Genomic DNA, 24,666 nt, shown 5'->3' with positions numbered 1-24,666 from the left:
GGTCGTTACACGCATCGGGGGAGTCGCGTGAGTACCGCGTACGTGCCGCAGCAACCACAGCCGACACCAGGCGCCCCGCCCGCACCGCCGCACGCCAGTGAGGCCACCCGGCTGCTGTGCGCGGGTACCTACCTGGACTCCGGATACCGCGACCGGGTCATCGAGGAACTGCACCTCAACGAACAGCGGATCGTGGCGCCCTCGCTCGGCTTCGACGCGGCCCGTGTCCTCGCGCACGCCCTGCGGGCCAGACGCCAGGAGCTGATGTGGGCCGGGGCGATCCTGGGCCTGTGGGTGATCGGCGCGGCGCTGACCGGAGGTCTGCTGACCCTCTTCCTGTTCCCCATCGCGTACATCGCCGTCGCGTCCTGGATCCGGGGCCGTGACGCGTACCCGCCCCTGTACCGGCGGGTGCCCGCCTTTCTGCTCCGCTGGTGGGGCCGGGTCCTGTTCGCGGTGCTGCTGTTCCTTACGGCGGCCGTCGCGTTCGGCGTCCTGGACGACGAGTCGGCGAGCAGTTCTTCCTACGGTTCGTCCGACTCCGGCCTGTACGGCGACGGCTTCTCCGACTCGCCCAGCGCGACCGACGTACTGGTGCCGTCCGGCGACAGTGTCAGCGAACTGATCGGCCTCTGGCAGGCCTGGGCCACGTTCGTGATGTTGGCCCTGATCGCGTTGTGCGTGGCCGCGCAGCGCGGCCAGTTCGCCAGGGCGCTGGCCGCGGAACTGTCACCGCAGCGCTTCCCGGACGCCGCCTCGGACCCGGCCGAGCAGGCCGAGGGACAGCGGTTCCAGCGGCTGAAGGACCGCATCCGGCTCGAACAGCACGCGCCGTTGATCATGTACAACGAGGCACGGCCGTTCCGAGGGGCCGGCGCGGCCTACCAGACGTGGGTCCTCGCCGTGGAGCTGCGGCCCGACGAGATGAAGAAGCAGCAGCCGCTCGGCAACCGCGTCGTCCTGGAGAAGATCCGGCCGCTGATCGAACAGCTGCGGCTGCCCGCCGAGTACGCCGGTCAGCTCGGGCGCGACCGGCTGCGCCGGCTGGAGATCGACGAGTGCGTGTTCCTGCCCGCCGAGGGGATCGGGCGACGCGAGGAGGCGCCGTACCACCCGCAGGCCTTCGAGGAGCACCGGGCGCGTGCGGTCGAGGAGGGCGCCGAGAAGAGACGGCACTTCCTGCGCATCCGCGTCGGCGGCTGGGAGGAGGAGCTGGTCGTCACGGTGTTCGTGCGTATCCACACCCAGGGCCGCATGCTCACCCTGGAGGTGGCCCCGCACGTGCTGACGCCGGTGCGGGAGGACTTCAAGAACGCCGACCGCGCCGCCCACCGCTACCTCAACAACAACGCGCTCGGCAAGGCGGCCTGGGCCGTCGCCCAGGTCCCCGGCTCCGTGGCCCGCTCACTCGTCACGCTCGGCAAGGGCCTGCTGTACGTCTGGCGGCTGCTGACCGGCGGCTACGCCGGGGCGCTGCCCGACGGGCCGGGCCTGTCCGTGCGGGAGCTGGGCTCCGTACCCCTCGGGTCCGACTTCCAGGAGATGGACGTCCTGCGCTACCTCAAGAACGTGCAGGACCGGGTGGCGAACGGGGTGCGGGTCGCGCTGGCCGAATCCGGTTACCAGACCGGTGAGTTCATGCAGAAGATCACCAACATCAACAACAACGGAGACGTGACGAACATCGCCCGGGTCGACAACAGCACCTTCGCTGTCGGCAGTCACGCCTCCGCCTCCTCCACGACCGGCGGCGCCGCGCCGCAGACAGGATCCGGCACCGATGGCCACTGAAGAACCGAACGTCAGTATCGGCGATGTCTCGCACAGCACCTTCGCCATCGGCAGCCACGCGCGTGCCGTCGCCCACCACGGCACGGCTCCCCAGCGTGACGAGGCCGCCGAGGAACTGCTGAAGGCGGTACGCGAGCTGCGCGCCGACCTGAGCAGGGTGCGCGCCGGCGAGGAGACGGACGCACTGCGCGCGGCCCTGGCGGAGACGGAGGAGGAGATCACCCGCACCGGCCGGGCGGCTCCGTCGCGCCGGGAAAGACTGCGGGAGCTGCTCACCGACTCCCAGACCCTGCTGAGCGTGCTCGCCTCGGCCGGGGCCGTGGCGGGCCTCCTGGGGCTGTGAGGGGGACACGATGAGCGGGGGACCGCGGTACTGGAACGAGGAGACACAGCGCTGGGAGGACGCCGAGAGCCGTAACGCCGCTCCGACGACTCCGCCGCCACCACCTCGGCCGAACTTCCTGCCGACCGGCCCGGGGGCAGCGGGGGCGGACGCGCCGGCCTCCGGGCCGCCGACCGCCGATCCGGTCGCTGCGGAGACGCTGCCGCTCGTATCGGGGCCGGCCGAGGCGCCTGAGGGGTCCGCGTCCGTCGGGTGGCCGGGGGCCGCTGCGCAGAGCGTCTGGCCAGCGACGGCTGTCGGAGAGGCCGCGACGGACGGCGGCGGTCCTTTCGCCGGGGAGCCGAACGCGTCCTGGCCGCCCGCCGGTCAGCCCGCCAAGCCCGTCGGCACCGGTGGCCCGAGACGGCGGCTCATGTGGTCCGTGCTGATCGGGGCCGCCGTCGTCGCTGTCGCCGTGAGTCTGGTGCTGACCTTCGTGGTCCGCCCCGGGGACGACGACAAGGACGACCGGTCGACCGCGGCCCACGAAACGACGACATCCACGACGTCCCCGACGCCGGTGACGTCGGAGCCGACGGAGGTGACCGAGTCGCCCACCGTGGGCACGGCCTCGCCCTCCGCGGCCGTTTCCGAACCGCCCGTCGGCTACGCGTTGTACGAGGACCGGGAGGGCTTCCGGATCGCGTTCCCCGAGGGGTGGACGCGCACCACGGCGGACTCCTCGTACGGCATCTCCGTGGTCAACTACCGCAGTCCGGACCGCACTCACCGGATCCAGGTGTACCAGGTGTCGGAGCCGTCACCGGCCGAGTCGTTCGACCTGTTTCTCTCGGACGAGACCCCGAAGGCCCCCGGTTTCACGGAGATCCGCAGGGAAACCCTCGACGACGGCACCTTCACCGGATCTCGGCTTGAGTATCTGGCCGACTCGATACGGGGCGAACCCGAAGTCGGCACCTGGCACGTCTACGACGAGCGTTTCGTGGCCTCGGACAGCAACATCTACGCGATCGCCGCGTACGGCCCGGACTCGGACGGCCGCGACGACGAACTGGAGCTCCTGACCACGGCGTTGGACTGGTTCTGCCCGCCCCTCGGCGCCTGCGCGGCGGCGATTCCACAGGATTCCACACTTCAGACCCCCTGAATTCGGTGAGGGCCCGCGCCCCTCCGACTCCGGCCCCGAACCGTCCGTCGACGTGCAGACATGCCGACTGAAGGACAGGGCCTGGTTACGTCCACCGCCCGGACGAGTTCCGACTACTGCGGGTACAGGCGCGCCAGCAAGGGGGCCGGTGGTCCAAGTTCGTCCGTCGTGGACTCGCCGGCCTGCTCCACCGCCGCGCGCCGGTAGGCGGCCCCGGCGGACGTACGCCCCGCGACTCCCGCCGAGCGGCTGAGCGCCAAGGTGCGGGCGGTGAACGACCAGGCCGTACGCAACCGGCGGAACCGGTGAACGGTCCGAGCCACGAGGTGCGCCGCCCGCCGGTGCCGGTCCCCGGCTGCGCGGAGTGCGCCGAACTCGGCTCCCGACGCGCCACCGCCCGCGCCGGGTTCGACTGGAGCGTGGAGAGGGACGCGAACGTACTGCTCCGCTCCCATCAGCGACGGGACCACGGCGTATGACCAGCCGGGTGTTTCGATACGTGCCGTACACGATCGTCCAGGACCGGACCGCCGAACCGGAGTTTGCAGTGCCGCTGTGCTCTGTCACGTCGGCTCCTATTCCGTTTCCGTCGTTTTCCGCCAGATTTCTGGTCCCGGAGTTCTATTCAGCGTATACAGTAATCCCATGACCATCAGTGAGCCCATATCCCGAGTCGCCCTCAAGAAAACCACCCCCGATGTTTCCGCCTCGATGGGTGCTCTGCACGCTGCCGCCGTTTCCGCGGCGCGGGACGCCAAGGTCGAACCCGAACTCCTGGAACTGATCCGGATTCGCGCCTCCCAGCTCAACGGCTGTGCGTTCTGCCTCGACATGCACACCAAGGACGCCCGCGCCCAGGGCGAGACCGAGCAGCGGATCTACGCCCTGAACGCCTGGCGGGAGACCCCCTTTTTCACCGAACGGGAGCGCGCCGCACTGGCGTTGACCGAGGCAGTGACCCTGGTGCACGACGGGCAGGTCCCGGACGCCGTCTACGCCGAGGCCGCCGGCGTCTTCGACGAGGCGCAGGTCGCCGCGCTGATCTGGGCGGCCACTGTCATCAACGCGTACAACCGGATCGCCATCGCCACGCGAATGGCGCCGGGGGCCTATCAGCCCACCCCGAAGAATGGCTGAATTCGCCGAATTTGGGCAGCAGGGGGCGCACCGGGTCGAATTCAATTCGGCCCGGCGCGTCTTTCGCTTGTTCGTTTGTTCGCTTACTCCAGTGGCTCCATGAGGCTCTCCAGCCATGGTCGCCATTCTGTGGCCCGTGGCGCGGGACCCGCCCGCAAAAGGGGTCTTGCCGCGCCCGTCCACTCCGTCACCGGCCGAATTCCGTGCAGGGCGTTCACCAGCCACACCTCGCGGCCGTCCAGGTCGGCGAGGGCGCGCTCGCGCTGGGCGACGCGGATGCCGCCGCGCTGGGCGCGTTCCTGGATGAGGGCGACGGTGACGCCGGCCAGGACGGGGAGTTGCGGGGAGGGCAGACACAGGGTGTCGTCCTCCCACCACAGGACGCTGGTGGTAGCGCCCTCCAGGACCACGCCCGAGGGCGCGACCAGCACCGCCTCGTCCGCACCCGCGGCGCACGCCCGTTGCCGGACCCGGGCCAGGAGGTCCAGGTCGGGGCCCTTGCGGCGGGGGACGGTGCGTGGGTCCAACTGGCCTGTCGCCCAGACCCGTACGCCCGCGCCCAGCGGCGGTGCGTGGCGCAGGAGAAGCCTCAACTCCCTGGACTCGGAACCCAGTTCGACCCGCGGAAACCACTCCCCGGTACGCGGCAGCGCGGTCGTCACGTCCCGCCAGAAGTCCACCAGGTGGCGCAGCGACGGACCTCCGGAGTCACCACAGGCGCGCAGGAAGCGTTCCCGGTGCCGGCCGAGACCGCGTACCCGGCCGTCGCGCAGCAGCCACGAGTCGGCGACCACCAGCCGCTCACCGATCGTCGGCACACGGCCACCTGAGTCCGGGCCCGTCAGGCCCCGGCGCGGCGACCACGCCAACAGCCCTTCCGCCGCCGCTGCTTGTGTTGCTGGATGCGTCATCAAGTGCTCTCTCCTGGTGCCTCGGTCAGTACTTGCGGCCGGCCGCCGCAGGTGCCCCGGTGCGGGGTCCGTACGGCGCGTGCTCCAGCCACGATCCGCACCACGGCAGGACCGGCGCCAGGGCCGCCGCGGCGCGCTGCTTGGCCCGGACGATCCGGCGCCGTGGCCGCAGGTGGTCCAGCGCGTTCCCGGCGGCGGCGCTGTTGAACACGGCCGCCGCGTGGCGTACCTCGGCGAACTCGGCGACCGCACCCACCAGCCCCGTCCTGGCCACCGCCGCGATCGCCTCCGCCGCTGCCGCCGCGTCCGCGATCCCGCTGTTCATGCCGCGCGCCCCGAACGGCGGGAACAGGTGCGCCGCCTCCCCGACGAGCAGCACCCGCCGGTGTGGATCGGTGAACGTGTCAGCGACCTTGCGCAGGAAGCGGTACGTCGACACCCACAGGATCTGCTCCCCGTACGCCGACTCGGCTCCCAGCACCGCCGGCAGCCATTCCCGGACGGCCTCCTCCGTGCCGTACGCCTCCTGGCGGTCGTCGTCGCGGCACTGGAGGTCGACCTGGAAACCGCCGGTGAAGGGCACCCGCATCACGCTGCGGCCGCCCAGGCCCGGGTGTTCGTAGTGGAAGACGCGCTCCAGGGGAAGTTCGGCGCCGGGGAGGTCGGCGACGTCCACGACCACATGGAACCCCTCCGAGCGCGTGCCCTCCATGGTGATCCCCAGCTCCGCCCGGACCGCCGAGCGGGCGCCGTCGGCGGCGACCACATGGGTGCCGTGCCAGACGCCGCCGTCGGAGTCGGTGAGGGTGACGCCGGTCGGCGAGGACCGTACGCCCGTCACGCGTACGCCCCACGCGAACCGGACGCCCGCGTCCCGGCAGGCGGCGCGCAGGAAGCGCTCGGTGTCCACCTGGCGCAGGCTGGTGAAGGGCGGGGTGGCCGTCGACGGGTTCGGCGGCGCGGGGAAGGTGCGGGAGTACACCTCGCGGCCTCGGTACAGCGTGCGCCGGGTGTGCCACGTACGTCCGTACGACGCGAACTCGGCGGCCAGACCCGGGCGCATTGCGTCCAGCAGACGCAGGGTCTCGCGGTGCACGAACAGGGCGCGGCTGCCCGGGCGTTCACGGCCTTCGGGGTCCGCCTCCAGGACGACGACGGGCAGCCCACGGGCGCGCAGACCGAGGGCGGCGGAGAGACCGACGGGACCGGCGCCGACCACCAGCACCTGCTCCGACACCTGTTCCGGGGTGGTCATGCGCGTGCGCCCTCGGCCAGCATGCGGGTGATCTCCACCCGTCTCACCTTCCACGTCGCCGTCATCGGCAGTTCCTCGAACCGCCACTGCCGGGGCTCGGCCATCGCCGGCAGACCGGCGGTCGCCTGCCGCCAGCGGTCCGGGTCCAGCGGCATCTCGTCCCGTACGCAGACCACGGGCACCGGCTCGCGGTCGGCGCCCGCCACGATGACCACCTCGCGCAACTCCTCCAGCCGGTCCATCAGCGTGTCCTCGACCTCCAGATTGCTGTGCACGGAGTCGATCTGGTCGATCTCGCGGTCGATGAGATGCAGCGCGCCGAGCCTGCTCCGGTACCCCATGTCGCCCATCTGCCACCACCCGCCGCCGTCGAGCTGGCGCAGATACTGCTCGCGCGCCCCGAGGTAGGTGAGGATGCGCCCGCGCGTACGGGCCTCGATACGGCCCGGCCTTCCCGGTGCGGCGGGCCGCCCGCTGTCGTCCGTGACCCGGACCCGGGTGAAGCCGGGTATCCCGATCCCGACCCGGCGGCCGTCCGCCTTCGCGGCACTGCGCCGGGTGAACCACTGGAAGGCGACGGGCCCGGTCTCGCTCTGCCCGTACAGCTGGATCAGCCAGGCGCCGCGGCGCTTCGAGGCGCCCAGCAGCCGCCGGACGGTCCGCGGGTGGATCGCGTCGAACGTCGACCCGTACGACCGTACGCGCGCGAGTGGTTGGCCCGGCGCGTCCGCCAACTCCTCCCACAGAACAAAGGTGTTGGGGTGGGTCTCGACGATGCCCGGGCGATGGCGGGCGAGCAGCGGGCCCACGGCTGCCGGGGACGGGTCGGTGATCAGGAGCAGCGGGCTGCCGAAGTGCAGGAGAACGCCGAGGAGATGGTAGAAGCGCGAGTGCACGAAGGACATGTGCAGCGCGGCCGTCTCCCCACGCGTGGGCCAGCCCATCGCCTGCTGCGGTACGAGACGGTTCCACATGGTGTTCGCGCAGTGCACGGCGAGTTTGGGGACGCCGGTGGTGCCCGAGCTGTGGGTGATCAGAGCCGGTTCACGGGGATGGAGGCGGACGGGCGCGGCGGGCTCGGCGCCGGCGTACATCGCCAGGGGTTCGGCGCCGGGTGCGTCGGCGGTGTCGGCCGCGACGGAGAGGGTCCTGCGGACGAGCGGAGCGAGGTCCAACTCTGCCAGCGGGCCCGTGAGTTTGGCGCTGTCGGTGAGCAGCCAGGGGCGGTGCAGACGGGCCAGCAGTTGGCCGACGACCGGTCCGGCGAGGCCGGAGGACAGGAGCACGGGGACCGCGCCGATACGGGAGACGGCACAGGCCAGCAGCACGATGTCGACGTTGTCCGTCTTGTGGACCACCACCTGCTCCGAGGGCCGTACCCCGGCCGCCCACAGCCGGGCCGACAACTCCTCGACCAGAGCGGCCAGTTGGGAATAGCTGAGGTCGACTCCGAGATCCGGGCTGACGTCGAGCGGCCGGTCCAGGGTGACGAGGACGGCTCCGTGGCGGTCGGCGGCCCGCCGGAAGACGGGGCCCAGATAGAAACCGCGGTCGGCGAGCAGGGGCTGCTGCTGTGGCATGCGCCCGTTCCCTTCGGATGTACGGCGGGGGTTGCGGTGGCTACGGTGGTCACCAGGCGCCCTGGCGGACGAGATGGCGGCGGAGTTTCCCGGTCGAGGTGCGGGGCAGAGACGGGACGAAGCTGACGTTCCGGGGGGCCTTGAAGGCGGCGAGCCGGGCACGGGCCAGCTCGATGAGTTCGGTCTCCAGGCCCGCCCGGGCCGGCCCCACGGGCACGACGAAGGCACGCAGCCTGCTGAAGCCCCGCTCGTCGGTGAGTGCGGCGACGGCGACCTCCCGCACCGCCGGATGGGTGCGCAGTACGGCCTCCACCTCCAGCGGCGAGACCGTGATGCCGCCGACCATCTCCATGTCGTCGGCGCGGCCCAGATGCCGGTAGGTGCCGTCCGGTTCACGGACCGCCCGGTCCCGGGTGGCCAGCCAGCCGCCGACCAGTGAACGGGCCGTCTCCTCAGGCCGGTTGAGGTAGCCACTCGTCACCGTGGGCCCACGCACCCAGAGTTCACCCTCGGCGCCCTCGTCGGCGCCGGGTAACGGGCCGCCCGCGCGGTCACGCAGCTCGACCTCGAAACCGGGGACGGGACGGCCGACCGTACCGGGGTGGTTGTGGTCGAAGCCGTTGGCGCAGAAGGCGTGCCCGGCCTCCGTCGAGCCGATCTGTTCCAGCACCGGCGCGCCGAGCAGCTCGCCGACCTGCTGCCCGAGCCCGGCCGGCATGCCCTCGCCGGCCGACACGGCGGCCCGTACGGAGGCGAAGCAGGCCTGGTGACCGTTGCCCCGGTCGGCGACCAGGGCGGCGTACGCGGACGGCACGGAGTAGAGCAGCGTCACCCGGTGCCGGGCGACGAGTTCGTCGACGGCGGCCGGGGTCGGACGCCGGTCCACCAGGACGGCCGACGAGCCGGAGAAGAGCGGGAAGACGAAGGCGTTGCCGAAGCCGTAGGCGAAGTACAGCTTCGAGACGGAGAGGGTGACGTCGTCCTCGGTGATCCGCAGCAACCGGCGCCCGATGAGGTCGTGGTAGGTCTTCGGGTCGCCGTGACAGTGCACAACCCCCTTGGGGCGTCCGGTGGTTCCGGAGGTGTACTGCACGTAGAGGGGCGTGTGCGCGTCCACCGGGTGGGCCGTGGTGGCCGGTTCGGCGGTGGGGGCGAGAGCGGCGAGCTGATCGGCGCCGAGGAGGGGCCGCCCCGCGAAGCGTCCCTGTTGTCCCTCGCCCTCGCTCTCCTCCAGCCAGGGTCCGGTCACGCACAGCACGGCGTCGGCGTCCTCGGTCATGAACGCGTGCTCGGCGGGCGGGAGTTCGGGGTTGACCAGGACGGTGACGGCACCGAGCCGGGCGGTGGCGAGGAAGGCGGTCACCCAGGCGATGCCGTCGGGCAGCGCGAGGAGCACGCGGTCGCCGGCGCGTACACCGTGCCGGGCGAGCACCGTCGCCGTACGGGCGGCCAGCTCGTGTACCTCGCCGTGTGTCCAGGACCGGTGGCCCTGGTGGCTCTGGTGGAAGGCGGCCCGGCCGGTCCAGCCGCGCCGCTCGGCGAGGGCGGCGAGATGGGCCGCGAGGTTGCCGGGGGCGTCGGCGTCGGCGGGGGCGGGCGCGGGGGGAGCGGTCGTGGCCGGGTGGGTCGTCATCGGGCGGCCTCCTCGGTGGCGGCCGACAGGGACGAGGACTGCTTGTACCGCTGCTGGTACTCCTCGTAGGCCCGCATCTGCGCGGCTGTCTTCAGCAGCATCTCGTCGTACTCCGCGGCCGGGTCCGAGGCGAGGACGATCGCGCCGCCCGCGCCCAGCTGCATCTCACCGTCGGCGATCACGGCGGTGCGGATGACGATGCTGAGATCCGCGCCGCCGCTGCATCCCAGGTAGCCGAGGGCGCCGGAGTACACGCCCCGGGCCTCGGTCTCCAGCGAGTCGATGATCTCCATCGTGCGGAGCTTGGGCGCGCCGGTCATGGAGCCGCCGGGGAAGCAGGCGCGGACGCAGTCCACCGCGTCGGTGCCCTCGCGCAGCCGTCCCTCGACGTAGGAGACGAGCTGGTGCACGGTGGCGTACGTCTCGGCGACCATCAGCCGGGAGACGCGTACCGTGCCGGTGCGGCAGACCTGGCCGAGGTCGTTGCGGAGCAGGTCGACGATCATCAGGTTCTCGGCGCGCGTCTTCGCGTCGGCGGCGAGCGAGTCCCGGAGGCGGTCGTCCTCCTCCGGAGCGTCGCCCCGCGGGGCGGTGCCCTTGATGGGTCTGGCCTCGGCCATGCCGTCGCGGGTGATCCGCAGGAACCGCTCGGGGGAGGAACCGGCCACGTCGAGGTCCCCGAACCGCAGGAAGGCCGCGTACGGTGCCGGGTTGACGCGGCGCAGGACCCGGTAGAAGTCGTACGCGTCCGGCGGGGCGGGCATCCGGGCCGCGTTGGTCAGACAGACCTCGTAACTCGTGCCGGCCGTCAACTCCCGTCGGCAGGCCTCGATGTCGGCGAGATAGGTGGCCCGGTCGCGCACCAGCCACGGTTCGGCGGCCTCGGGGTCCGGTTCGGCGGCCGGTACGGGCATCGGCGGCTGCTGTCCGGACACGAAGCTGAGCTGGGCGAGCGCGCTGTCGAGCCAGTCGGCGGCCTCCAGCGTGGCCTGCGGGGTGTCCTCGGCGACACAGACCGCGTACGTGTAGCCCTCCTGGTGGTCCACCGCGATCAGCCGGTCGGCGAACAGCCAGCAGGAGTCGGGGGTTTGGGACTGATGGACGTTGGGGCGGCCGGACCGACCGGGGTGTTCGGGGTCCTGGTGCGAGGGGCCGCAGTCGGCCTTCGTCTCGTACCCGAAGTAGCCGACGTATCCGCCGGTGAAGTCGAAGGGCAGCCCTGTGGCGTCGACATGACGGTTCGTCAACTGTCGTTTCAGATAGTCGAAGACGCTCGCCCTCACCTTGCGCGGGGGCCGTCCGTCCCGCTCGATCTCGCAGACGCCGCTCGTGACGTCGTACCGCACGAACTCGGCGAGCGGACCGGACCCGTCCCCGAGGAACGAGAACCGCGACCGGCCCTCCTCGACCTGCGAACTGTCCAGCCAGAACGCGCGCGGCGAGCCGGCGTACATCCGGCCGAACGCGGCCTCCGTGTCCACGGCGGTGGCGATCCGGCGGGTGTGGAGACGGTGGGTGGGGCGCTGCAGGGAGGAGCGGCGCTGGGCCGGGATGCGGGCCGTGCGGGGGGACAGGGGGGTGCGCGGTGGGGAGAAGGACTCGGGCATCGCCGCCGCGGTGCGGGTGACGGCGGTGTTCTTCGTACGGAGCTTGCGGGCGCGTTCCGCCGTGAGGTTGCGGAAGTTCATGAGCATGCGGCGGCCGTACTCGGTGAGGACGGACTCCGGGTGGAACTGCACTCCCCACAGGGGCCGCGTACGGTGCCGCAGCCCCATCAGGACGCCGTCCTCGGCCCAGGCGGTGGCCTGGAGGGTGTCCGGCAGCGGCTCGCGCACGGAGAGGGAGTGGTAGCGGACGGCGGTGAAGTTCTGCGGGAGCCCCTTGAAGAGGTCCTGCTCGTCGTGGCGGATCGTGGAGAGATGCCCATGACGGGGCTCGGGGGCGGGCACGATCCGGCCCCGCTCGCCGAGCGCGATCCCCTGGTGACCGAGGCAGACGCCGAGTACGGGTATCCCGGACTCGGCGAGTACACGTGCGCTGATCCCGAAGTCGCGGGGGGCGGCCGGATGCCCGGGCCCGGGAGAAACGACGACGTTGTCGAACTTGGCGAATTCCAGCAGGCTGTCAATTCTGCTGGTCAGTGTGTCGTTACGGATCACCGTCGGCTCCTCGCCGTTGACCTCGGCGATCAGCTGGAACAGGTTGTACGTGTACGAGTCGTAATTGTCGATGAGCAGGGTCTTCACCCGCCCACCTCCCTTGCATCGTTCATGCGGCCGTTCATGCAGCCGTTCATGCGGTTCGCCGTTTGTGCCGTCCACGGAGTGCCTGGAGCGGTGGATACAGCCACCTCTTGAAGAAACGCTGAAGGCGCGGCATGAGGATATAGGTGACGAGTGCCGTCACGGACAGGCACAGCAGCAGAGTGCGAATGAGCGAATTGAGGCCGCCCAGATAAGGAAGGACGGTCAGATTGAATATGAGCACGGGTGGAAATACCGCGCTCATGTTCACGAACCAGAGTTTCCACTTGTCGGGCGGGCGCGGCGGGGTGGGGGCGGCCGTCGGTGTCTCCGTCTGGGCGCCGAACCATGTCCTGGAGCCCTCGACACGCCGGCGCCCGGTCTCCCGGGCCAGCCCCTGCGCCTTGGCCACCCACTGCGCCCAGAGGGCCGAGTTCTCCCAGGCCAGGGCCGAACTCTCACTGTCGAAGCGGTAGACCACATGCCACTCCGCCTCTCCGTCGACAAGCACACCACCCCCCAGAAATCCGGGCTCGCGCGCAGTCGCACGCAGCACGGCCCACCCCCAGGAGTGGAACTCGGTCTCGCGGCCCGGGATCACTTGATACGCCACCGTGGTGGTGACGGGATTCCTGGTCACGACGTCGTATACGCAGCCGAAACCGATCACGCTCAAATATTCAACGAAGATTTTCGAAACCTCCGCCTCGATGTCCGGAAGATAACTTTTTATCGCCTTTTGGGGCGGCTTGCTGCATTCTCTCCGGTGATACTTCGGGGTAACTTTTCCGGAATTCAGGAAAGGGCTTGCCGGGAGGAGTGGCAAAGCTGCACGATCGCCGTTCGAGCCGAGTGGGGGGAGATTTCGTGTCCAGGTGCGACTGGGATATGACCCGCGAAGGAATCGAGCGGGCGCGGTCCGTGATCGAACCGGAGCGGAAAGAAGTGACCGCCATCCGATTTACCAGCGGACAAACACCAGAGCGCACATGGGGACGTTCATGGAACATCATGTGTTTGCGGTGTGGGATTTCATGTCCCTGCTCAAGTCGCTGCAGAGGGAGCTGACCTGTGTCGACGCCCCCTGGGTGCCGCGGGGGTCGGAGGTGAGCCGGCGGCTCATCAACGACGTCGTGCTCGTGGAGGAGGGCGACGAACTGAACGGCGGCTTCACCAGCCACTTCGAGCTGTACGGGGCCGGCATGGGCGAGGCGGCGGCGGACACCTCCCGTATCGACACGTTCGTCGCTCTGGTGGGGGAGGGGCGTGAGGTGAGCTCGGCGCTGCGTGTCGCCCAAGTCTCCGGTCCCGCGGCCGAGTTCGGCCGCACGACGTTCGAGATCATCGGCGAGCGGCCGCTGCACTGCCGGGCCGCGGCGTTCGCGTTCTCCCGGGAGGACCTCATTCCGGACATGTTCGACCAACGCGCACGGCCCCCGCCGGGACCGCTACCCGGGCCGCCACCGAGATCCCCACCTCGGCCCCCGCCGGGGACGGCCACCGACACCGCCCCCCGGACCACCCTCCTACCTCCCACCCCCCACCCCCAACAAGACCCCCGGCACCGGCCTCCGCTCGCGCGGCCATCGCCCGCAACACGTTGCCGTGCCGAAGCAGAGCGCCGCGGCGAGCGCGCACACCATTCCAAAGAGCGCAAAGCGACTCCAGGCGGGCGGGAGGAGCAGGGGGCCAGGTGAACGACGTCCTTAGACGATCTTTAAACTGAGCGCACTTCAAGCCGGGCGAAACACCAACGGGGAGACACGAACATGGCTGACGCACGCAGACAACTACGCTCCGGCACCGTCGTACTCGGCGGCATGGGTCTCCTCGCCGCCGCCCTCACCGCATGCTCCTCGGACGACCCCGACAAGCGCTGCGTCGACCGCGACAGCTACAACGCCGCCAAGGGTTACAAGGTCGTCGCCGAGAAGAACTGCAAGACCGTCACGACCGTCGACGGCGCCCACTACTACGGCGGCAAGAAGAAGTCCGGCTGGGTGAAGGGCGGTTCCTTCACCAAGTCCGGCAAGGGCTCCGGCAGTTCCGGCAGCGACAGCACCGGCGTCCACCGCGGCGGCTTCGGCGGTGGCGACAGCAGCTCGGGCGGCTGAGCCCCGCCATGCGGCGCCGCACGATCGAGCCCCGCCCCGGCTGGCAGCAGACCGTCGAGGAACAGGGGCTCATCTACCCGCTCACCCGCCACCCCGACGACACCCTGCGCCCCTACTGGGACGAGAGCGCGTACTACGTCTTCTCGCTCCCGGAGGTGGAGTCGCTGGAGGAGGTCGTCGAGGAACTCCACGGTATGTGTCTGGCCGCGGCCGACCACATCGTCACCGCGAACCGTTTCGCCGACCTGGGCATCACCGACCCGCGCATCGTGGCAGCGGTCGCCGAGGCCTGGCACCGTCGGACCGAACTCCCCTCCGTCTACGGGCGTTTCGACCTCCGCTACGACGGCGTCACGGGGCCCGCGAAGCTCCTCGAATACAACGCCGACACCCCTACCTCCCTCGTCGAGGCCGCCTCTCCCCAGTGGTTCTGGATGGAGGACCGCTTCCCGGGCGCCGACCAGTGGAACTCCCTCCACGAACGCCTGGTCGCCGCCTGGCAGAAACAGGCCGCCCTCCTCCCGCCCGGCAGCCCCCTCCACTTCGCGCACTCCGCCGCCGACGAGCTCGGCGAGGACCTGATGACCGTCGCGTATCTGAAGGAGACCGCGGAACAGGCGGGCCTCGACACCGACTGGCTCGCCATGGAGGAGATCGGCTGGGACCCGCTCTCCGGCCGCTTCGTCGACAACCAACTCCGGTTCATGCGCGCCTGCTTCAAGCTCTACCCCTGGGAATGGCTCACCACCGACCAGTTCTCCGGCCACGTCCTCGACACCCTGGACAACGGTGGCGGCACGGGCACGACGCTGTGGATCGAGCCCGCCTGGAAGATGCTGCTCAGCAACAAGGCCCTTCTCGCCATCCTCTGGGAGCTCTACCCGGACCACCCGAACCTCCTCCCCTCCTACCTGGACGGCCCACGGGAACTGGCACACACCACCGGTTACGTGGCCAAGCCGCTGCTGGGCCGGGAGGGCGCGGGCGTGACGATTCACGAGCCGGGCACCGCCCTCGCCCCACCCGACGTCGAAGACCCCTGCTGCTACCAGGAGTTGGCGCCCCTGCCCGACTTCGACGGCAACCGCGTCGTCCTGGGTGCATGGGTCGTGCAGGACGAGTCGGCGGGGCTCGGCATCCGGGAGTCCTCCGGCCCGGTCACGGACGGGTACGCCCGCTTCCTGCCCCACGTCATCCTCTAGCAGGGCTTCTCAACGGGGTGTCAAGGCGGTTGCGGACGGGTGCCCCGTGGCGTGACCTGCCGGACGGCTGTGGGCCCTGGCCGACGTGTATGAGCGGCTCGCTCGCTGCGAGGCGGACGGCACGTGGGTTCGCCTGCTTGAGCAGGTCCAGGTCCGGGACGACTCCGTCGGAGCGTTGGAGTGGACGGTGCCGGTCGACTCCACGATCAACAGGGCCCATCAGCACGCCGCCGGTGCCCGTAAGGGGAGGCGGCGCCGGGGGACGAACTGGACGATCCGCCAGGTATGGCAGCTGACTGCGCCCAACTCTGATATTGGCAGCGAGGTGTTGACAGCTTCTTGTGTGCTCTGTCGCGTTCTGGGCCAGTCATACGGTCAGCAGCCCGGAAGGCGCCAGATCTGCAGGGCGCTCAGTCCCGGCGGCAAGGCGGCCGAGGTGGTGCACTCCCGGTCACACGCCAACGGCCCGCCGGCTTCGGGTTATCGGCGTGGGGCCCGTATCTTCTCCGCGCCGTGATCGTTGGGAAATCCGTTCGTGATTGGTCCAGGGGGTATAGGGGGGAGGCGGGCGTGGAGGTCAGTGATGTGCATCATGCCTACCGTCGGCGTGTGGTCCTGCGGGGCGTCGACATACGGCTTCGGGCAGGGACGTTGTGTGGGATCGTCGGGGAGAACGGCGCCGGCAAATCAACTCTGCTGAGGATTCTTTCCGGCGAGTTGCGGCCCTCACGTGGCACTGTCCGTCATGGCGGCCGGTTCGGCTACTGCCCGCAGCACGTGGTCCTCAACGACGCGCTGACGGTCCGGCAGCACTTGAGGTTCTTCCAGAGGGCCTACCGTCTGACCGATCTGCGGTACGCCGAGCAGGTGATGGACGTGCTGGGGTTCGCCGGTTACGCCGATGAGCGGGCCGGGATTCTCAGCGGTGGGACGCGGCAGAAGCTGAACGTGACGCTGGCGCTGATGCACGATCCCCAGGTGCTGTTGTTGGACGAGCCGTATCAGGGGTTCGACTGGGACACCTACCAGCGATTCTGGGATCTCGCTGCGCGGCTGCGTGATGCGGGACGTTCGGTCCTGGTCGTCTCCCACCTGGCGTACGACACCGAGCGCCTGGACGAGTTGTGGCGTCTGGACGGCGGGCTCCTCCGCCCGGACCAGGCAGTGACCGCGTGAGGTTTCACCTGACCCGGTTCGCGCTGGCCACCGGATTCGCGCTGACCGAGCACGGCCGCAACCGGTTCGCCATGGTCCTCGTGACCCTGTTCGTCCCCCTGTGGACGACTCTGGCCTACCTGGCGATGCCCGACACCCCAGCACACATGCGGCTGCGCGCCACCGGGGAGACGCTTGCGCCCCACGGCAACGAACTCACCGAGATCAGCGGCGCACTCAACGCGGTCACCCTGATCACCGGTTTCATGATGTTCGCCGCCACCTTCTCCGGCGTCCGCTTCGACCGCCGACTGGCGATGGCCGGCTATCCCGCCGCCCACCTCGTCCTGGCCAAGGTCACCGCCCTGGCTCTGATCTCGGCCGCGGTCGCCGCCTACGCCACCGCGGTCACCTGCCTGGCGTGGACACCCCGGCAGCCTCTGCTGCTCGCCGCCGCGCTGTTCTGCGCCGGGCTCACCTACGGCGCCCTCGGCGTCGGCTTCGGCTCGGTGCTTCACCGGGAGGTCGAGGGCATGTTCGCCATCGTGATGACCAGCATCATCGACCTCGCGTTGCAGAACCCGGTCACGAGCTCCGGGGCCGACAACCCGGTCATGCGCTACCTGCCCTCCTACGGAGCCGTGCAGGCCAGCACGGCGGCGGGATTCTCCACCAACCCGGTGCCGCGCCATCTGGCCATCCAGCTCACCTGGTTCGCGGGAGCGGCCCTGATCGCCCTGGTGGGCTTCCGCCGCAGCACCCGCAGCACCCTGCCCGTAAACGCACAGCCCACTGAGCCCGCGCCGCCGAACGGCGGCTTCTCCCTTCCCGCGCCGCGCCGAGCTGCCGCGCCATCGGCTTCGGTATCCGACACGGAAGCACCCTGAGGTCCACGTCCCGAGATGCGCACGAAACCGCAGCCCACCTCCGCACCCCTCGACACGGCCACGCACGCGTGGCGCGGAGCCACCCCCCGTGCACTGATGGGCGAGGATCCCGATCTACGGGCGGCGTACCGCCTGTGCCGCCGCACCACACAGCACCATGATCCCGGGATCTACGCCCTCGTTCAGCTGATGCCGGCCATACTGCGCCCGGCGTGCTGGGCCCTGTGGGCGGCTGCCAGCGTCCTTGACGACCTGGTGGACCAACCAGATGTGGAGCCGGCCCAGCGTGCGGCCCGCGTCGAGGCGTGGACCAGGGCGCTGAAGCACGATCTGGCGGTGGGCACGAGCACTGATCCGATCCGGTACGCCTTGGTGGACGCGGCGGGCCGGTGGCGTCTGGACCTGTCCAGCCTGCAGGGCGCGATGGCCAGGGCGCGGGACGAAGCACACGGTCTGCGCTTCACCGACTGGGCCGAGTGGCGGGCCTGGTGCAACGAGGAACTAGTGCCCTGGGTCGATCAAGTACGGCAGCTGCTCGAACGGGCCGGCGCGCCGATGACGCTACGGCTGGACCGGCAAGCCGACTACGAACAGTTCATCGACGGCACGCAGCTCACCGACATCCTCACCGACCTGAGCACCGACCTCGCCGACGGCCTCCTCCTCCTGCCGCAGGAAACGCTGGAACGCTTCCCCGGCGCGGAGGCGGATCTCGTCCAGGGCCGCTGGAGTCCGGCCGTGGCGGCCTTGGTCGCCGAGCTGACGACCCTGGCCCGCAGGCGGGTGACCAGGCCCGCCATGACGAGGGGAATGCACCCGGGCGCCGCCAACGTGCTCGACACGGCGGCCGACCTGATGCGCGCCCAACTCGACGCCATCGAAGCGGCCGGCCCCACCCTGCTGACACGCCCCCCGCGCCCCTCCGTCGCGGCACGCACCCGCGTGCTGGTCCCCGCCCGCCTCCGCTCGGCCCTGGCCTGGAGCCTGACCCCCCTGACCGTGCCGGCTCCCCGGCCCCCCGCGGTGGGCGTGAGCGATCCGGGCCCGGCGGCCGAGGACACCGGGCTCCGGCTTCCGCCACCACACCCCGACGGCGTCCGTCCCCCGCGGATCGCCGCCGACCAGATGCCCTCCCACGTGGCGGTCATCATGGACGGCAACGGCCGCTGGGCCGAGCAGCGCGGCCTGCCCCGCCATGAAGGCCACCACGCCGGCACCGGCGCCGTGTACGAGATGGTTTACGGCGCCCTGGAAATCGGCCTGCGCCACCTGACCCTCTACACGTTCTCCACCGAGAACTGGAAACGCGGCACAGAGGAGATCACGTCGATCCTGCGGGCAGTCCAACACGAACTCGACGAAGGTGCCCTCCGTGATCTGGACGTGCGCCAGCGCTGGTCGGGCCGTCCCGACAAACTGCCTGAGGACCTCGTCCATGCCCTCAGGCGCGAAGAACACCGCACCCGCACCCGCACCGGACTGACCCTCACCGTGTGCATCAACTACGGAGGCCGCGACGAGATCACCCGGACCGCCGCAGCACTCGCCAAAGCAGCCCTGGAAGGCGAAGTAGACCCCCACCTCCTCGACGAAGAGGACTTCGCCCGCCATCTGCCCCACCCCGACATGCCGGACGTCGACCTCCTGTGGCGCACCGGCAACGAACAGCGCACCTCCAACTTCCTTCCCTGGCACGCCACCTACGCGGAGCTGTACTTCACTCCCGGCTACTGGCCCGACAACGACCGACGTGACCTGTGGCAGGCCATCACCGAGTACAGCCGACGCCGGCGCCGCCACGGCGGCGCCCCCGACCCGCTCGCCTCCCCCGAAAACGACCGTCCGTCACCTCAAGTCCAACCTGCCCCCCGCCACTGACACGTTCCAGCTCGGAGTGTCCGTTGTCCCACCCCGGAAGCAGCGGTCGTGTGTATGCGGGTCGCGCAGGACCTGATGATCTCGTCGGCGAGTGGGATCTACGCAGGCTTCACCAGGTCAGCTGCGCCCACCGAAGCTTCACAGAGATCATTTTGTCGGACACGGCCTGGTCCGGAGCGTCGTCGGCCCGTCGGCGTCGTCCGTCGCCAGTACGCCCCGGTCCGTCAACTGCCCGCCCGGCCGCAACACCCCGAGCACGTCACGCGAGGACACCACCATCGACACCGGCACGACCCCGACCCCGCCCCGCCCACCGGCGCCTTCGCCGGCACCCGTCCTCGCTCGCATGATGGACGGAGAGGTCTCTCCCTCCGGCGGCGCCCGGTAGGGTGACCGGCGGGCCGTGACTGGCGCGCTGGGATGGGACCGACCATCGGGGAGCGGCCCCAGGACCCGCTGTCGGGGTCCGCAAGTGAGTGCCGTGCGCCTGGGCCGAGCCGTGAACGCCGAACGCCACGTCCGGAGGTCCCCATGTCAGCCGAGCCCCTCTCCACCGAATCCACCGCCTTCCGCAGCGCCCTCGCCGTGATCCGCGCCGTCGAGCCGCGCGTCGCCGACGCCATCGGCCAGGAGGTCCACGACCAGCGCGAGATGCTCAAGCTGATCGCCTCCGAGAACTACGCCTCCCCGGCCACCCTGCTGGCCATGGGCAACTGGTTCAGCGACAAGTACGCCGAGGGCACCGTCGGCCGCCGCTTCTACGCCGGCTGCCGCAACGTCGACACCGTCGAGTCCCTCGCCGCCGAGCACGCCCGTGAGCTCTTCGGCGCCCGGCACGCCTACGTCCAGCCGCACTCCGGCATCGACGCCAACCTCGTCGCCTTCTGGTCCGTACTCGCCGACCGCGTCGAGGTCCCGTTCCTGGAGAAGGCCGGCGCCCGCCAGGTCAACGACCTCTCCGACGCCGACTGGGCCGAGCTGCGCCAGGCCTTCGGCAACCAGCGCATGCTCGGGATGTCCCTGGACGCCGGCGGCCATCTCACCCACGGCTTCCGCCCCAACATCTCCGGCAAGATGTTCGACCAGCGGTCGTACGGGACGGACCCGGCGACGGGTCTGATCGACTACGAGGCGCTGCGCACGTCCGCCCGCGAGTTCAAGCCGCTCATCATCGTCGCCGGCTACTCCGCCTACCCCCGGCTCGTGAACTTCCGGATCATGCGCGAGATCGCCGACGAGGTCGGTGCGACGTTGATGGTGGACATGGCCCACTTCGCGGGCCTGGTCGCCGGCAAGGTCCTGACCGGCGACTTCGACCCGGTGCCGCACGCCCAGATCGTCACCACGACCACCCACAAGTCGCTGCGTGGCCCGCGCGGCGGCATGGTCCTGTGCGACGACTCCCTCAAGGAGCAGGTCGACCGCGGCTGTCCGATGGTCCTCGGCGGCCCCCTCCCGCACGTCATGGCCGCCAAGGCGGTCGCGCTCGCCGAGGCCCGGCAGCCCGCCTTCCAGGACTACGCCCAGCGCATCGTCGACAACTCCCGCGCACTCGCCGAGGGGCTGATGAGCCGGGGCGCCACCCTCGTCACCGGGGGTACCGACAACCACCTCAACCTGATCGACGTGGCCTCCTCCTACGGTCTCACCGGCCGCCAGGCCGAGACCGCGCTCCTGGACTCGGGCATCGTCACCAACCGCAACGCCATCCCGGCCGACCCGAACGGCGCCTGGTACACCTCCGGCATCCGCATCGGCACGCCCGCGCTGACCACCCGTGGCCTGGGCACCGCCGAGATGGACGAGGTCGCCGGCCTCATCGACCGCGTCCTCACCACCACCGAGCCCGGCACCACGAAGTCGGGCGCCCCCTCCAAGGCCCAGCACATCCTCGACCCGAAGATCGCGGACGAGATCTCCCGCCGCGCCACCGACCTGGTGGCCGGCTTCCCGCTGTACCCCGAGATCGACCTCGGCTGACCTGCCGGTACTACAAGTCGATCAGTTCCTGTCGCGGCCCCCGCGGCGGTCCGGCCTCGCGCCGGCCCGCCGCGCGGCGCACCAGCGGCACGCCCCCGGAACCGAGCGCCACCCTCACCCCCACCCCCACGGCCGTCCTCGGTGGCGGACGCCTCCGCCGAGACCGTTCCCGCTCAGGCCGGCCCCGGAGCGAGGGCAAGGACAAGGGCAAGGACGAGGGCAAGGACAACGCCCCGGTCACCGACGCCAGTTCACGCGTCCTGGGTATCCCGTGTGTCCCGCGCACTCCGGCCGCACACCCACCCGTACGCCGCCCCACCCCCCCCGTACGCCGCCGTCCGAACCGTGTTCCTCGTCTCACTTGTCCGGCTCTGTTTCCGATCAGTGGTCGACCCGTGGCCGTACCCGTACCGGACCGGGCCCCGACACCTGAGAGAATGGTGAACATGGCTTCTGACCGTCCCCGCGTGCTCTCCGGAATCCAGCCGACCGCCGGCTCGTTCCACCTCGGCAACTACCTCGGCGCCGTCCGCCAGTGGGTGGCCCTCCAGGAGTCCCACGACGCGTTCTACATGGTCGTCGACCTGCACGCGATCACGCTTCCGCAGGACCCCGCGGACCTGCGCGCCAACACCCGGCTCGCCGCCGCCCAGCTGCTTGCCGCCGGGCTCGACCCGGACCGCTGCACGCTGTTCGTGCAGAGCCATGTCCCCGAGCACGCCCAGCTCGCCTGGATCATGAACTGCCTCACCGGCTTCGGCGAGGCGTCCCGGATGACCCAGTTCAAGGACAAGTCGGCCAAGCAGGGTGCCGACCGGGCGAGCGTCGGGCTGTTCACGTACCCGATCCTCCAGGTCGCCGACATCCTGCTCTACCAGGCGCACGAGGTGCCGGTCGGCGAGGACCAGCGCCAGCACATCGAGCTGACCCGCGACCTCGCCGAGCGCTTCAACAGCCGCTTCGGCGAGACCTTCACGATCCCGAAGCCGTACATCCTCAAGGAGACGGCGAAGATCTACGACCTTCAGGACCCGTCGATCAAGATGAGCAAGTCGGCGTCGGCGCCCAAGGGCCTCATCAACCTCCTCGACGAGCCGAAGACCACCGCCAAGAAGGTGAAGAGCGCGGTCACGGACACGGACACCGTGATCCGCTTCGACCCCCAGGAGAAGCCCGGCATCAGTAATCTGCTCGGCATCTACTCGACCCTCACCGGCACGGAAATCGCCGAACTTGAGCGGAATTACGACGGCAGGGGCTACGGTGCGCTCAAGGTGGACCTCGCCGAGGTCGTGGTCGACTTCGTGACGCCGTTCCGGGAGCGCACCCAGCAGTATCTGGACGACCCGGAGACACTCGACTCGATCCTGGCCAAGGGCGCGGAGAAGGCACGGGCGGTCGCCGCGGAGACGCTCTCCCAGGCGTACGAGCGAGTCGGTTTCCTGCCCGCCAAGCACTGAGCCACATCCGTACCGGCACCCGTAACACCGCACGGCGCGCACGGCGCGGCACCAGAGCGCTGCACATCACTACGGTTGCGCCTGCCCGCAGGCACGCCGTGGCCGTACAGTCGATAGCCGACCGGTATGCGCGACACCCGCAACACCCCTTGTACGCAACACCAGGACGAGCAACACCGAGACGACGAACAGGAGACGAAGTGGGGACCGTAACGATCGGTGTGTCGATCTCGGTTCCGGAGCCTCACGGCAGCCTGCTCCAGGAGTGGCGTGCGGGTTTCGGTGACGCCGCAGCTCACGGCATCCCCACCCATGTCACCCTGTTGCCGCCCACGGAGGTCGACTCGACGGCGCTGCCCGCCATCGAGGCTCACCTCGTGGAAGTGGCCGCCGCGGGCCGGCCCTTTCCGATACGGCTCTCCGGGACCGGCACGTTCCGGCCGGTGTCGCCCGTCGTGTTCGTCCGGATCGTCGAGGGCGCGGAGGCCTGCACCTGGCTGCAGAAGCAGGTCCGTGACGCCTCCGGGCCGGTGGCTCGCGATCTGCAGTTCCCGTACCACCCGCATGTGACGGTCGCACACAGCATCGCCGAGGAGGCGATGGACCGCGCCTTCGCGGAACTCGCCGCCTACGAGGCCGACTGGCCCTGCACCGGCTTCGCGCTCTCCGAGCGGGGGGCCGACGAGGTGTGGCGCAAACTGCGCGAGTTCACCTTCGGCGGGACGATCGTGCCGCCGCAGGCGGCCCCTGTGGAGCGCGGCACTCTTCCGACCAGGTAGAACCGCCACCGTGCGGCGTTTCCGGGGTACATGCTCACTATGGACTGGCTGAAGAAGCTCCCAGGCGTCGGACCGCTCGTCGTCCGCCTGATGGCCACGCACGTGTGGCGGTCGTACGAGCGTCTCGACCGGGTGAAGTGGTCGCGGCTCGCGGCGGCGATGACCTTCGTCAGCTTCGTGGCCCTGTTCCCGCTGCTCACCGTGGCCGCCGCGATCGCCGCCGCGACGCTCAGCACCGGACGGCAGGACGAGCTGGAGGACAAGATCGCCGAGCAGGTGCCCGGCATCTCCGAGCAGCTGAACATCGACGGTCTGGTCCAGAACGCCGGTGCGATCGGGGTGATCGCGGGCGCCGTGCTGCTGGTCACCGGCATCAACTGGGTCGGCTCGATGCGGGAGTGTCTGCGCGAGGTGTGGGAACTCCCCGAGGACGAGGGGAACCCCGTCCTGGGCAAGGTCAAGGACGCCGGGGTGCTGGTCGGGCTCGGCGGCGCCGTCCTCGTCACGATCGCCGCGTCCACCGTGGCCTCGGCCGCGGTCGGCTGGACGGCCCGGGCACTCGGCATCGACGAGGCCGGCTGGGGTGCGGTCCTGCTGCGCCTGGCCGCGTTCGCCGTCGCCGTACTCGGCGACTTCCTGCTGCTCCTGTACGTCCTCACCCTGCTGCCCGGAGTGGAACCGACCCGGCGCCGGCTGTTCGTCGCGGCGCTGATCGGATCGGTCGGCTTCGAGCTGCTGAAGCTGCTCCTCAGCAGCTATATGCAGGACGTGGCGGGGAAGAGCATGTACGGTGCGTTCGGCGTCCCCGTGGCCCTGCTGCTGTGGATCAACTTCACGTCGAGACTTGTCCTGTTCTGCGCGGCGTGGACGGTAACGCCTTCGGCGGATCCGGCGCTGGAGGACGAGGCGGCTTCATCGGAAGCGTCTTCCCCACCTCCGTCCGGTGAGGGCAAGGCGCCTTGAGCCAAGGTGCCTTCCCGCTCACCTGCCCCTGCTGCTTCTGCAGCCGAGGTTCAGGTATCTCAGTCCGTCGGGTGTTGGAGGACGAGGGGCTTGCTCCGCTCAGGCTTCTTTCCCGCCCGCCCGCTCCCATCGCATCTGCAGCCCAGGCCCGGGTACCTCAGCCCGTCCGGCGTTTGAGGACGAGGCCCGTTCAGGGCCGTAGGGGGTC

The 24,666-nt window shown here is 70.3% G+C and carries 22 protein-coding genes and 1 pseudogene; 16 read left to right on the top strand and 7 right to left on the bottom strand.

Going from position 1 to position 24,666, the window contains the following annotated elements:
- Positions 1–27 precede the first annotated feature (27 nt).
- Genes RB628_RS05580 through RB628_RS05570 form a run of 3 tightly spaced genes read left to right on the top strand, consistent with a single transcriptional unit; the run spans position 28 to position 3,281 of the window.
- On the top strand, positions 28–1,791 hold the full coding sequence (locus RB628_RS05580; RefSeq protein ID WP_318319148.1) for a hypothetical protein: 1,764 nt from the start codon (positions 28–30) through the stop codon (positions 1,789–1,791).
- Positions 1,781–2,134, top strand: a complete 354-nt coding sequence (locus RB628_RS05575) for a hypothetical protein (RefSeq protein ID WP_318319147.1) — start codon at positions 1,781–1,783, stop codon at positions 2,132–2,134. Before RB628_RS05580 ends, RB628_RS05575 begins: the two co-directional genes overlap by 11 nt.
- A gap of 10 nt (positions 2,135–2,144) precedes the next feature.
- Positions 2,145–3,281 carry a hypothetical protein gene (locus RB628_RS05570; RefSeq protein ID WP_318319146.1) on the top strand — a complete coding sequence of 379 codons (1,137 nt, stop codon included), beginning with the start codon at positions 2,145–2,147 and terminating at the stop codon, positions 3,279–3,281.
- Between the two features lie 113 nt (positions 3,282–3,394).
- On the opposite strand, the gene RB628_RS05565 is transcribed toward RB628_RS05570, so the two are convergent.
- Positions 3,395–3,604 carry a hypothetical protein gene (locus RB628_RS05565; protein ID WP_318319145.1) on the bottom strand — a complete coding sequence of 70 codons (210 nt, stop codon included), beginning with the start codon at positions 3,602–3,604 and terminating at the stop codon, positions 3,395–3,397.
- An 18-nt stretch (positions 3,605–3,622) separates the two neighbouring features.
- Here RB628_RS05565 and RB628_RS05560 point away from each other — a divergent pair, with 18 nt between their 5' ends.
- Complete coding sequence (locus tag RB628_RS05560) at positions 3,623–3,760, top strand: hypothetical protein (protein WP_318319144.1); 138 nt, start codon at positions 3,623–3,625, stop codon at positions 3,758–3,760.
- Between the two features lie 166 nt (positions 3,761–3,926).
- The gene (locus tag RB628_RS05555) at positions 3,927–4,418 is read left to right on the top strand and encodes a carboxymuconolactone decarboxylase family protein (RefSeq protein WP_318319143.1); all 492 of its coding nucleotides are present in this window, start codon (positions 3,927–3,929) and stop codon (positions 4,416–4,418) included.
- Between the two features lie 83 nt (positions 4,419–4,501).
- Here the strand turns inward: RB628_RS05555 and RB628_RS05550 are convergent, their stop codons facing one another.
- Genes RB628_RS05550 through RB628_RS05525 form a run of 6 tightly spaced genes read right to left on the bottom strand, consistent with a single transcriptional unit; the run spans position 4,502 to position 12,710 of the window.
- Complete coding sequence (locus RB628_RS05550) at positions 4,502–5,329, bottom strand: aminotransferase class IV (protein WP_318319142.1); 828 nt, start codon at positions 5,327–5,329, stop codon at positions 4,502–4,504.
- Positions 5,330–5,354: 25 nt separating this feature from the next.
- Complete coding sequence (locus RB628_RS05545; RefSeq protein ID WP_318319141.1) at positions 5,355–6,584, bottom strand: FAD-dependent monooxygenase; 1,230 nt, start codon at positions 6,582–6,584, stop codon at positions 5,355–5,357.
- Entirely contained in the window at positions 6,581–8,164 is a 1,584-nt protein-coding gene (locus tag RB628_RS05540) for a class I adenylate-forming enzyme family protein (protein WP_318319140.1), read from the bottom strand. The genes RB628_RS05545 and RB628_RS05540 overlap by 4 nt, the downstream gene beginning before the upstream one ends.
- A gap of 49 nt (positions 8,165–8,213) precedes the next feature.
- Entirely contained in the window at positions 8,214–9,797 is a 1,584-nt protein-coding gene (locus RB628_RS05535) for a benzoate-CoA ligase family protein (protein ID WP_318319139.1), read from the bottom strand.
- Complete coding sequence (gene pabB, locus RB628_RS05530) at positions 9,794–12,043, bottom strand: aminodeoxychorismate synthase component I (RefSeq protein ID WP_318319138.1); 2,250 nt, start codon at positions 12,041–12,043, stop codon at positions 9,794–9,796. Before pabB ends, RB628_RS05535 begins: the two co-directional genes overlap by 4 nt.
- A 46-nt stretch (positions 12,044–12,089) precedes the next feature.
- On the bottom strand, positions 12,090–12,710 hold the full coding sequence (locus RB628_RS05525; protein ID WP_318319137.1) for an antibiotic biosynthesis monooxygenase: 621 nt from the start codon (positions 12,708–12,710) through the stop codon (positions 12,090–12,092).
- A 331-nt stretch (positions 12,711–13,041) separates the two neighbouring features.
- On the opposite strand from RB628_RS05525, the gene RB628_RS05520 reads away from it, so the two are divergent.
- From RB628_RS05520 to RB628_RS05470, 11 genes and pseudogenes are all read left to right on the top strand, one after another.
- Positions 13,042–13,737, top strand: coding sequence for a DUF3050 domain-containing protein (locus tag RB628_RS05520; protein ID WP_318319136.1), 696 nt, complete (start codon positions 13,042–13,044; stop codon positions 13,735–13,737).
- A gap of 72 nt (positions 13,738–13,809) precedes the next feature.
- Positions 13,810–14,154: a hypothetical protein gene (locus tag RB628_RS05515; RefSeq protein ID WP_318319135.1), complete on the top strand. Its 345-nt coding sequence runs from the start codon at positions 13,810–13,812 to the stop codon at positions 14,152–14,154.
- A gap of 8 nt (positions 14,155–14,162) precedes the next feature.
- Entirely contained in the window at positions 14,163–15,356 is a 1,194-nt protein-coding gene (locus RB628_RS05510) for a glutathionylspermidine synthase family protein (RefSeq protein ID WP_318319134.1), read from the top strand.
- Positions 15,257–15,650 (top strand): annotated as a pseudogene (locus tag RB628_RS05505) (transposase); the annotation flags it as partial. The gene RB628_RS05510 and the pseudogene RB628_RS05505, both read left to right, overlap by 100 nt.
- A gap of 276 nt (positions 15,651–15,926) precedes the next feature.
- On the top strand, positions 15,927–16,532 hold the full coding sequence (locus tag RB628_RS05500; RefSeq protein ID WP_318319133.1) for an ABC transporter ATP-binding protein: 606 nt from the start codon (positions 15,927–15,929) through the stop codon (positions 16,530–16,532).
- Positions 16,529–17,398, top strand: a complete 870-nt coding sequence (locus RB628_RS05495) for an ABC transporter permease (protein WP_318319132.1) — start codon at positions 16,529–16,531, stop codon at positions 17,396–17,398. Before RB628_RS05500 ends, RB628_RS05495 begins: the two co-directional genes overlap by 4 nt.
- Positions 17,399–17,413: 15 nt before the next feature.
- Complete coding sequence (uppS, locus tag RB628_RS05490; RefSeq protein WP_318319131.1) at positions 17,414–19,276, top strand: polyprenyl diphosphate synthase; 1,863 nt, start codon at positions 17,414–17,416, stop codon at positions 19,274–19,276.
- A gap of 531 nt (positions 19,277–19,807) precedes the next feature.
- The gene (locus RB628_RS05485; RefSeq protein WP_318319130.1) at positions 19,808–21,256 is read left to right on the top strand and encodes a glycine hydroxymethyltransferase; all 1,449 of its coding nucleotides are present in this window, start codon (positions 19,808–19,810) and stop codon (positions 21,254–21,256) included.
- 446 nt (positions 21,257–21,702) lie between these two features.
- Positions 21,703–22,716, top strand: a complete 1,014-nt coding sequence (trpS, locus tag RB628_RS05480) for a tryptophan--tRNA ligase (RefSeq protein WP_318319129.1) — start codon at positions 21,703–21,705, stop codon at positions 22,714–22,716.
- Positions 22,717–22,916: 200 nt separating this feature from the next.
- Positions 22,917–23,495 (top strand): 2'-5' RNA ligase family protein, encoded by a 579-nt coding sequence (locus tag RB628_RS05475; RefSeq protein ID WP_318319128.1) that lies wholly within the window; start codon positions 22,917–22,919, stop codon positions 23,493–23,495.
- A gap of 39 nt (positions 23,496–23,534) precedes the next feature.
- Positions 23,535–24,458 (top strand): YihY/virulence factor BrkB family protein, encoded by a 924-nt coding sequence (locus RB628_RS05470; RefSeq protein WP_318319234.1) that lies wholly within the window; start codon positions 23,535–23,537, stop codon positions 24,456–24,458.
- The last annotated feature ends 208 nt before the right edge of the window (positions 24,459–24,666 follow it).

Origin of the sequence: Streptomyces sp. ADMS (genome assembly GCF_033441795.1) — a bacterium.
GTDB lineage: Bacteria > Actinomycetota > Actinomycetes > Streptomycetales > Streptomycetaceae > Streptomyces.
Note: the sequence above shows the minus strand (reverse complement) of the source record. Positions and strands in the feature narration are given on the sequence as shown.

Coding starts and splice junctions, on each gene's coding strand:
- RB628_RS05570 (WP_318319146.1), top strand. CDS start 2,145: ATGAGCGGGGGACCGCGGTACTGGAACGAGGAGACACAGCGCTGGGAG.
- RB628_RS05545 (WP_318319141.1), bottom strand. CDS start 6,584: ATGACCACCCCGGAACAGGTGTCGGAGCAGGTGCTGGTGGTCGGCGCC.
- RB628_RS05535 (WP_318319139.1), bottom strand. CDS start 9,797: ATGACGACCCACCCGGCCACGACCGCTCCCCCCGCGCCCGCCCCCGCC.
- RB628_RS05485 (WP_318319130.1), top strand. CDS start 19,808: ATGTCAGCCGAGCCCCTCTCCACCGAATCCACCGCCTTCCGCAGCGCC.
- RB628_RS05555 (WP_318319143.1), top strand. CDS start 3,927: ATGACCATCAGTGAGCCCATATCCCGAGTCGCCCTCAAGAAAACCACC.
- trpS (WP_318319129.1), top strand. CDS start 21,703: ATGGCTTCTGACCGTCCCCGCGTGCTCTCCGGAATCCAGCCGACCGCC.
- RB628_RS05550 (WP_318319142.1), bottom strand. CDS start 5,329: ATGACGCATCCAGCAACACAAGCAGCGGCGGCGGAAGGGCTGTTGGCG.
- RB628_RS05515 (WP_318319135.1), top strand. CDS start 13,810: ATGGCTGACGCACGCAGACAACTACGCTCCGGCACCGTCGTACTCGGC.
- uppS (WP_318319131.1), top strand. CDS start 17,414: ATGCGCACGAAACCGCAGCCCACCTCCGCACCCCTCGACACGGCCACG.
- RB628_RS05510 (WP_318319134.1), top strand. CDS start 14,163: ATGCGGCGCCGCACGATCGAGCCCCGCCCCGGCTGGCAGCAGACCGTC.
- RB628_RS05540 (WP_318319140.1), bottom strand. CDS start 8,164: ATGCCACAGCAGCAGCCCCTGCTCGCCGACCGCGGTTTCTATCTGGGC.
- RB628_RS05470 (WP_318319234.1), top strand. CDS start 23,535: ATGGACTGGCTGAAGAAGCTCCCAGGCGTCGGACCGCTCGTCGTCCGC.
- RB628_RS05575 (WP_318319147.1), top strand. CDS start 1,781: ATGGCCACTGAAGAACCGAACGTCAGTATCGGCGATGTCTCGCACAGC.
- RB628_RS05520 (WP_318319136.1), top strand. CDS start 13,042: ATGGAACATCATGTGTTTGCGGTGTGGGATTTCATGTCCCTGCTCAAG.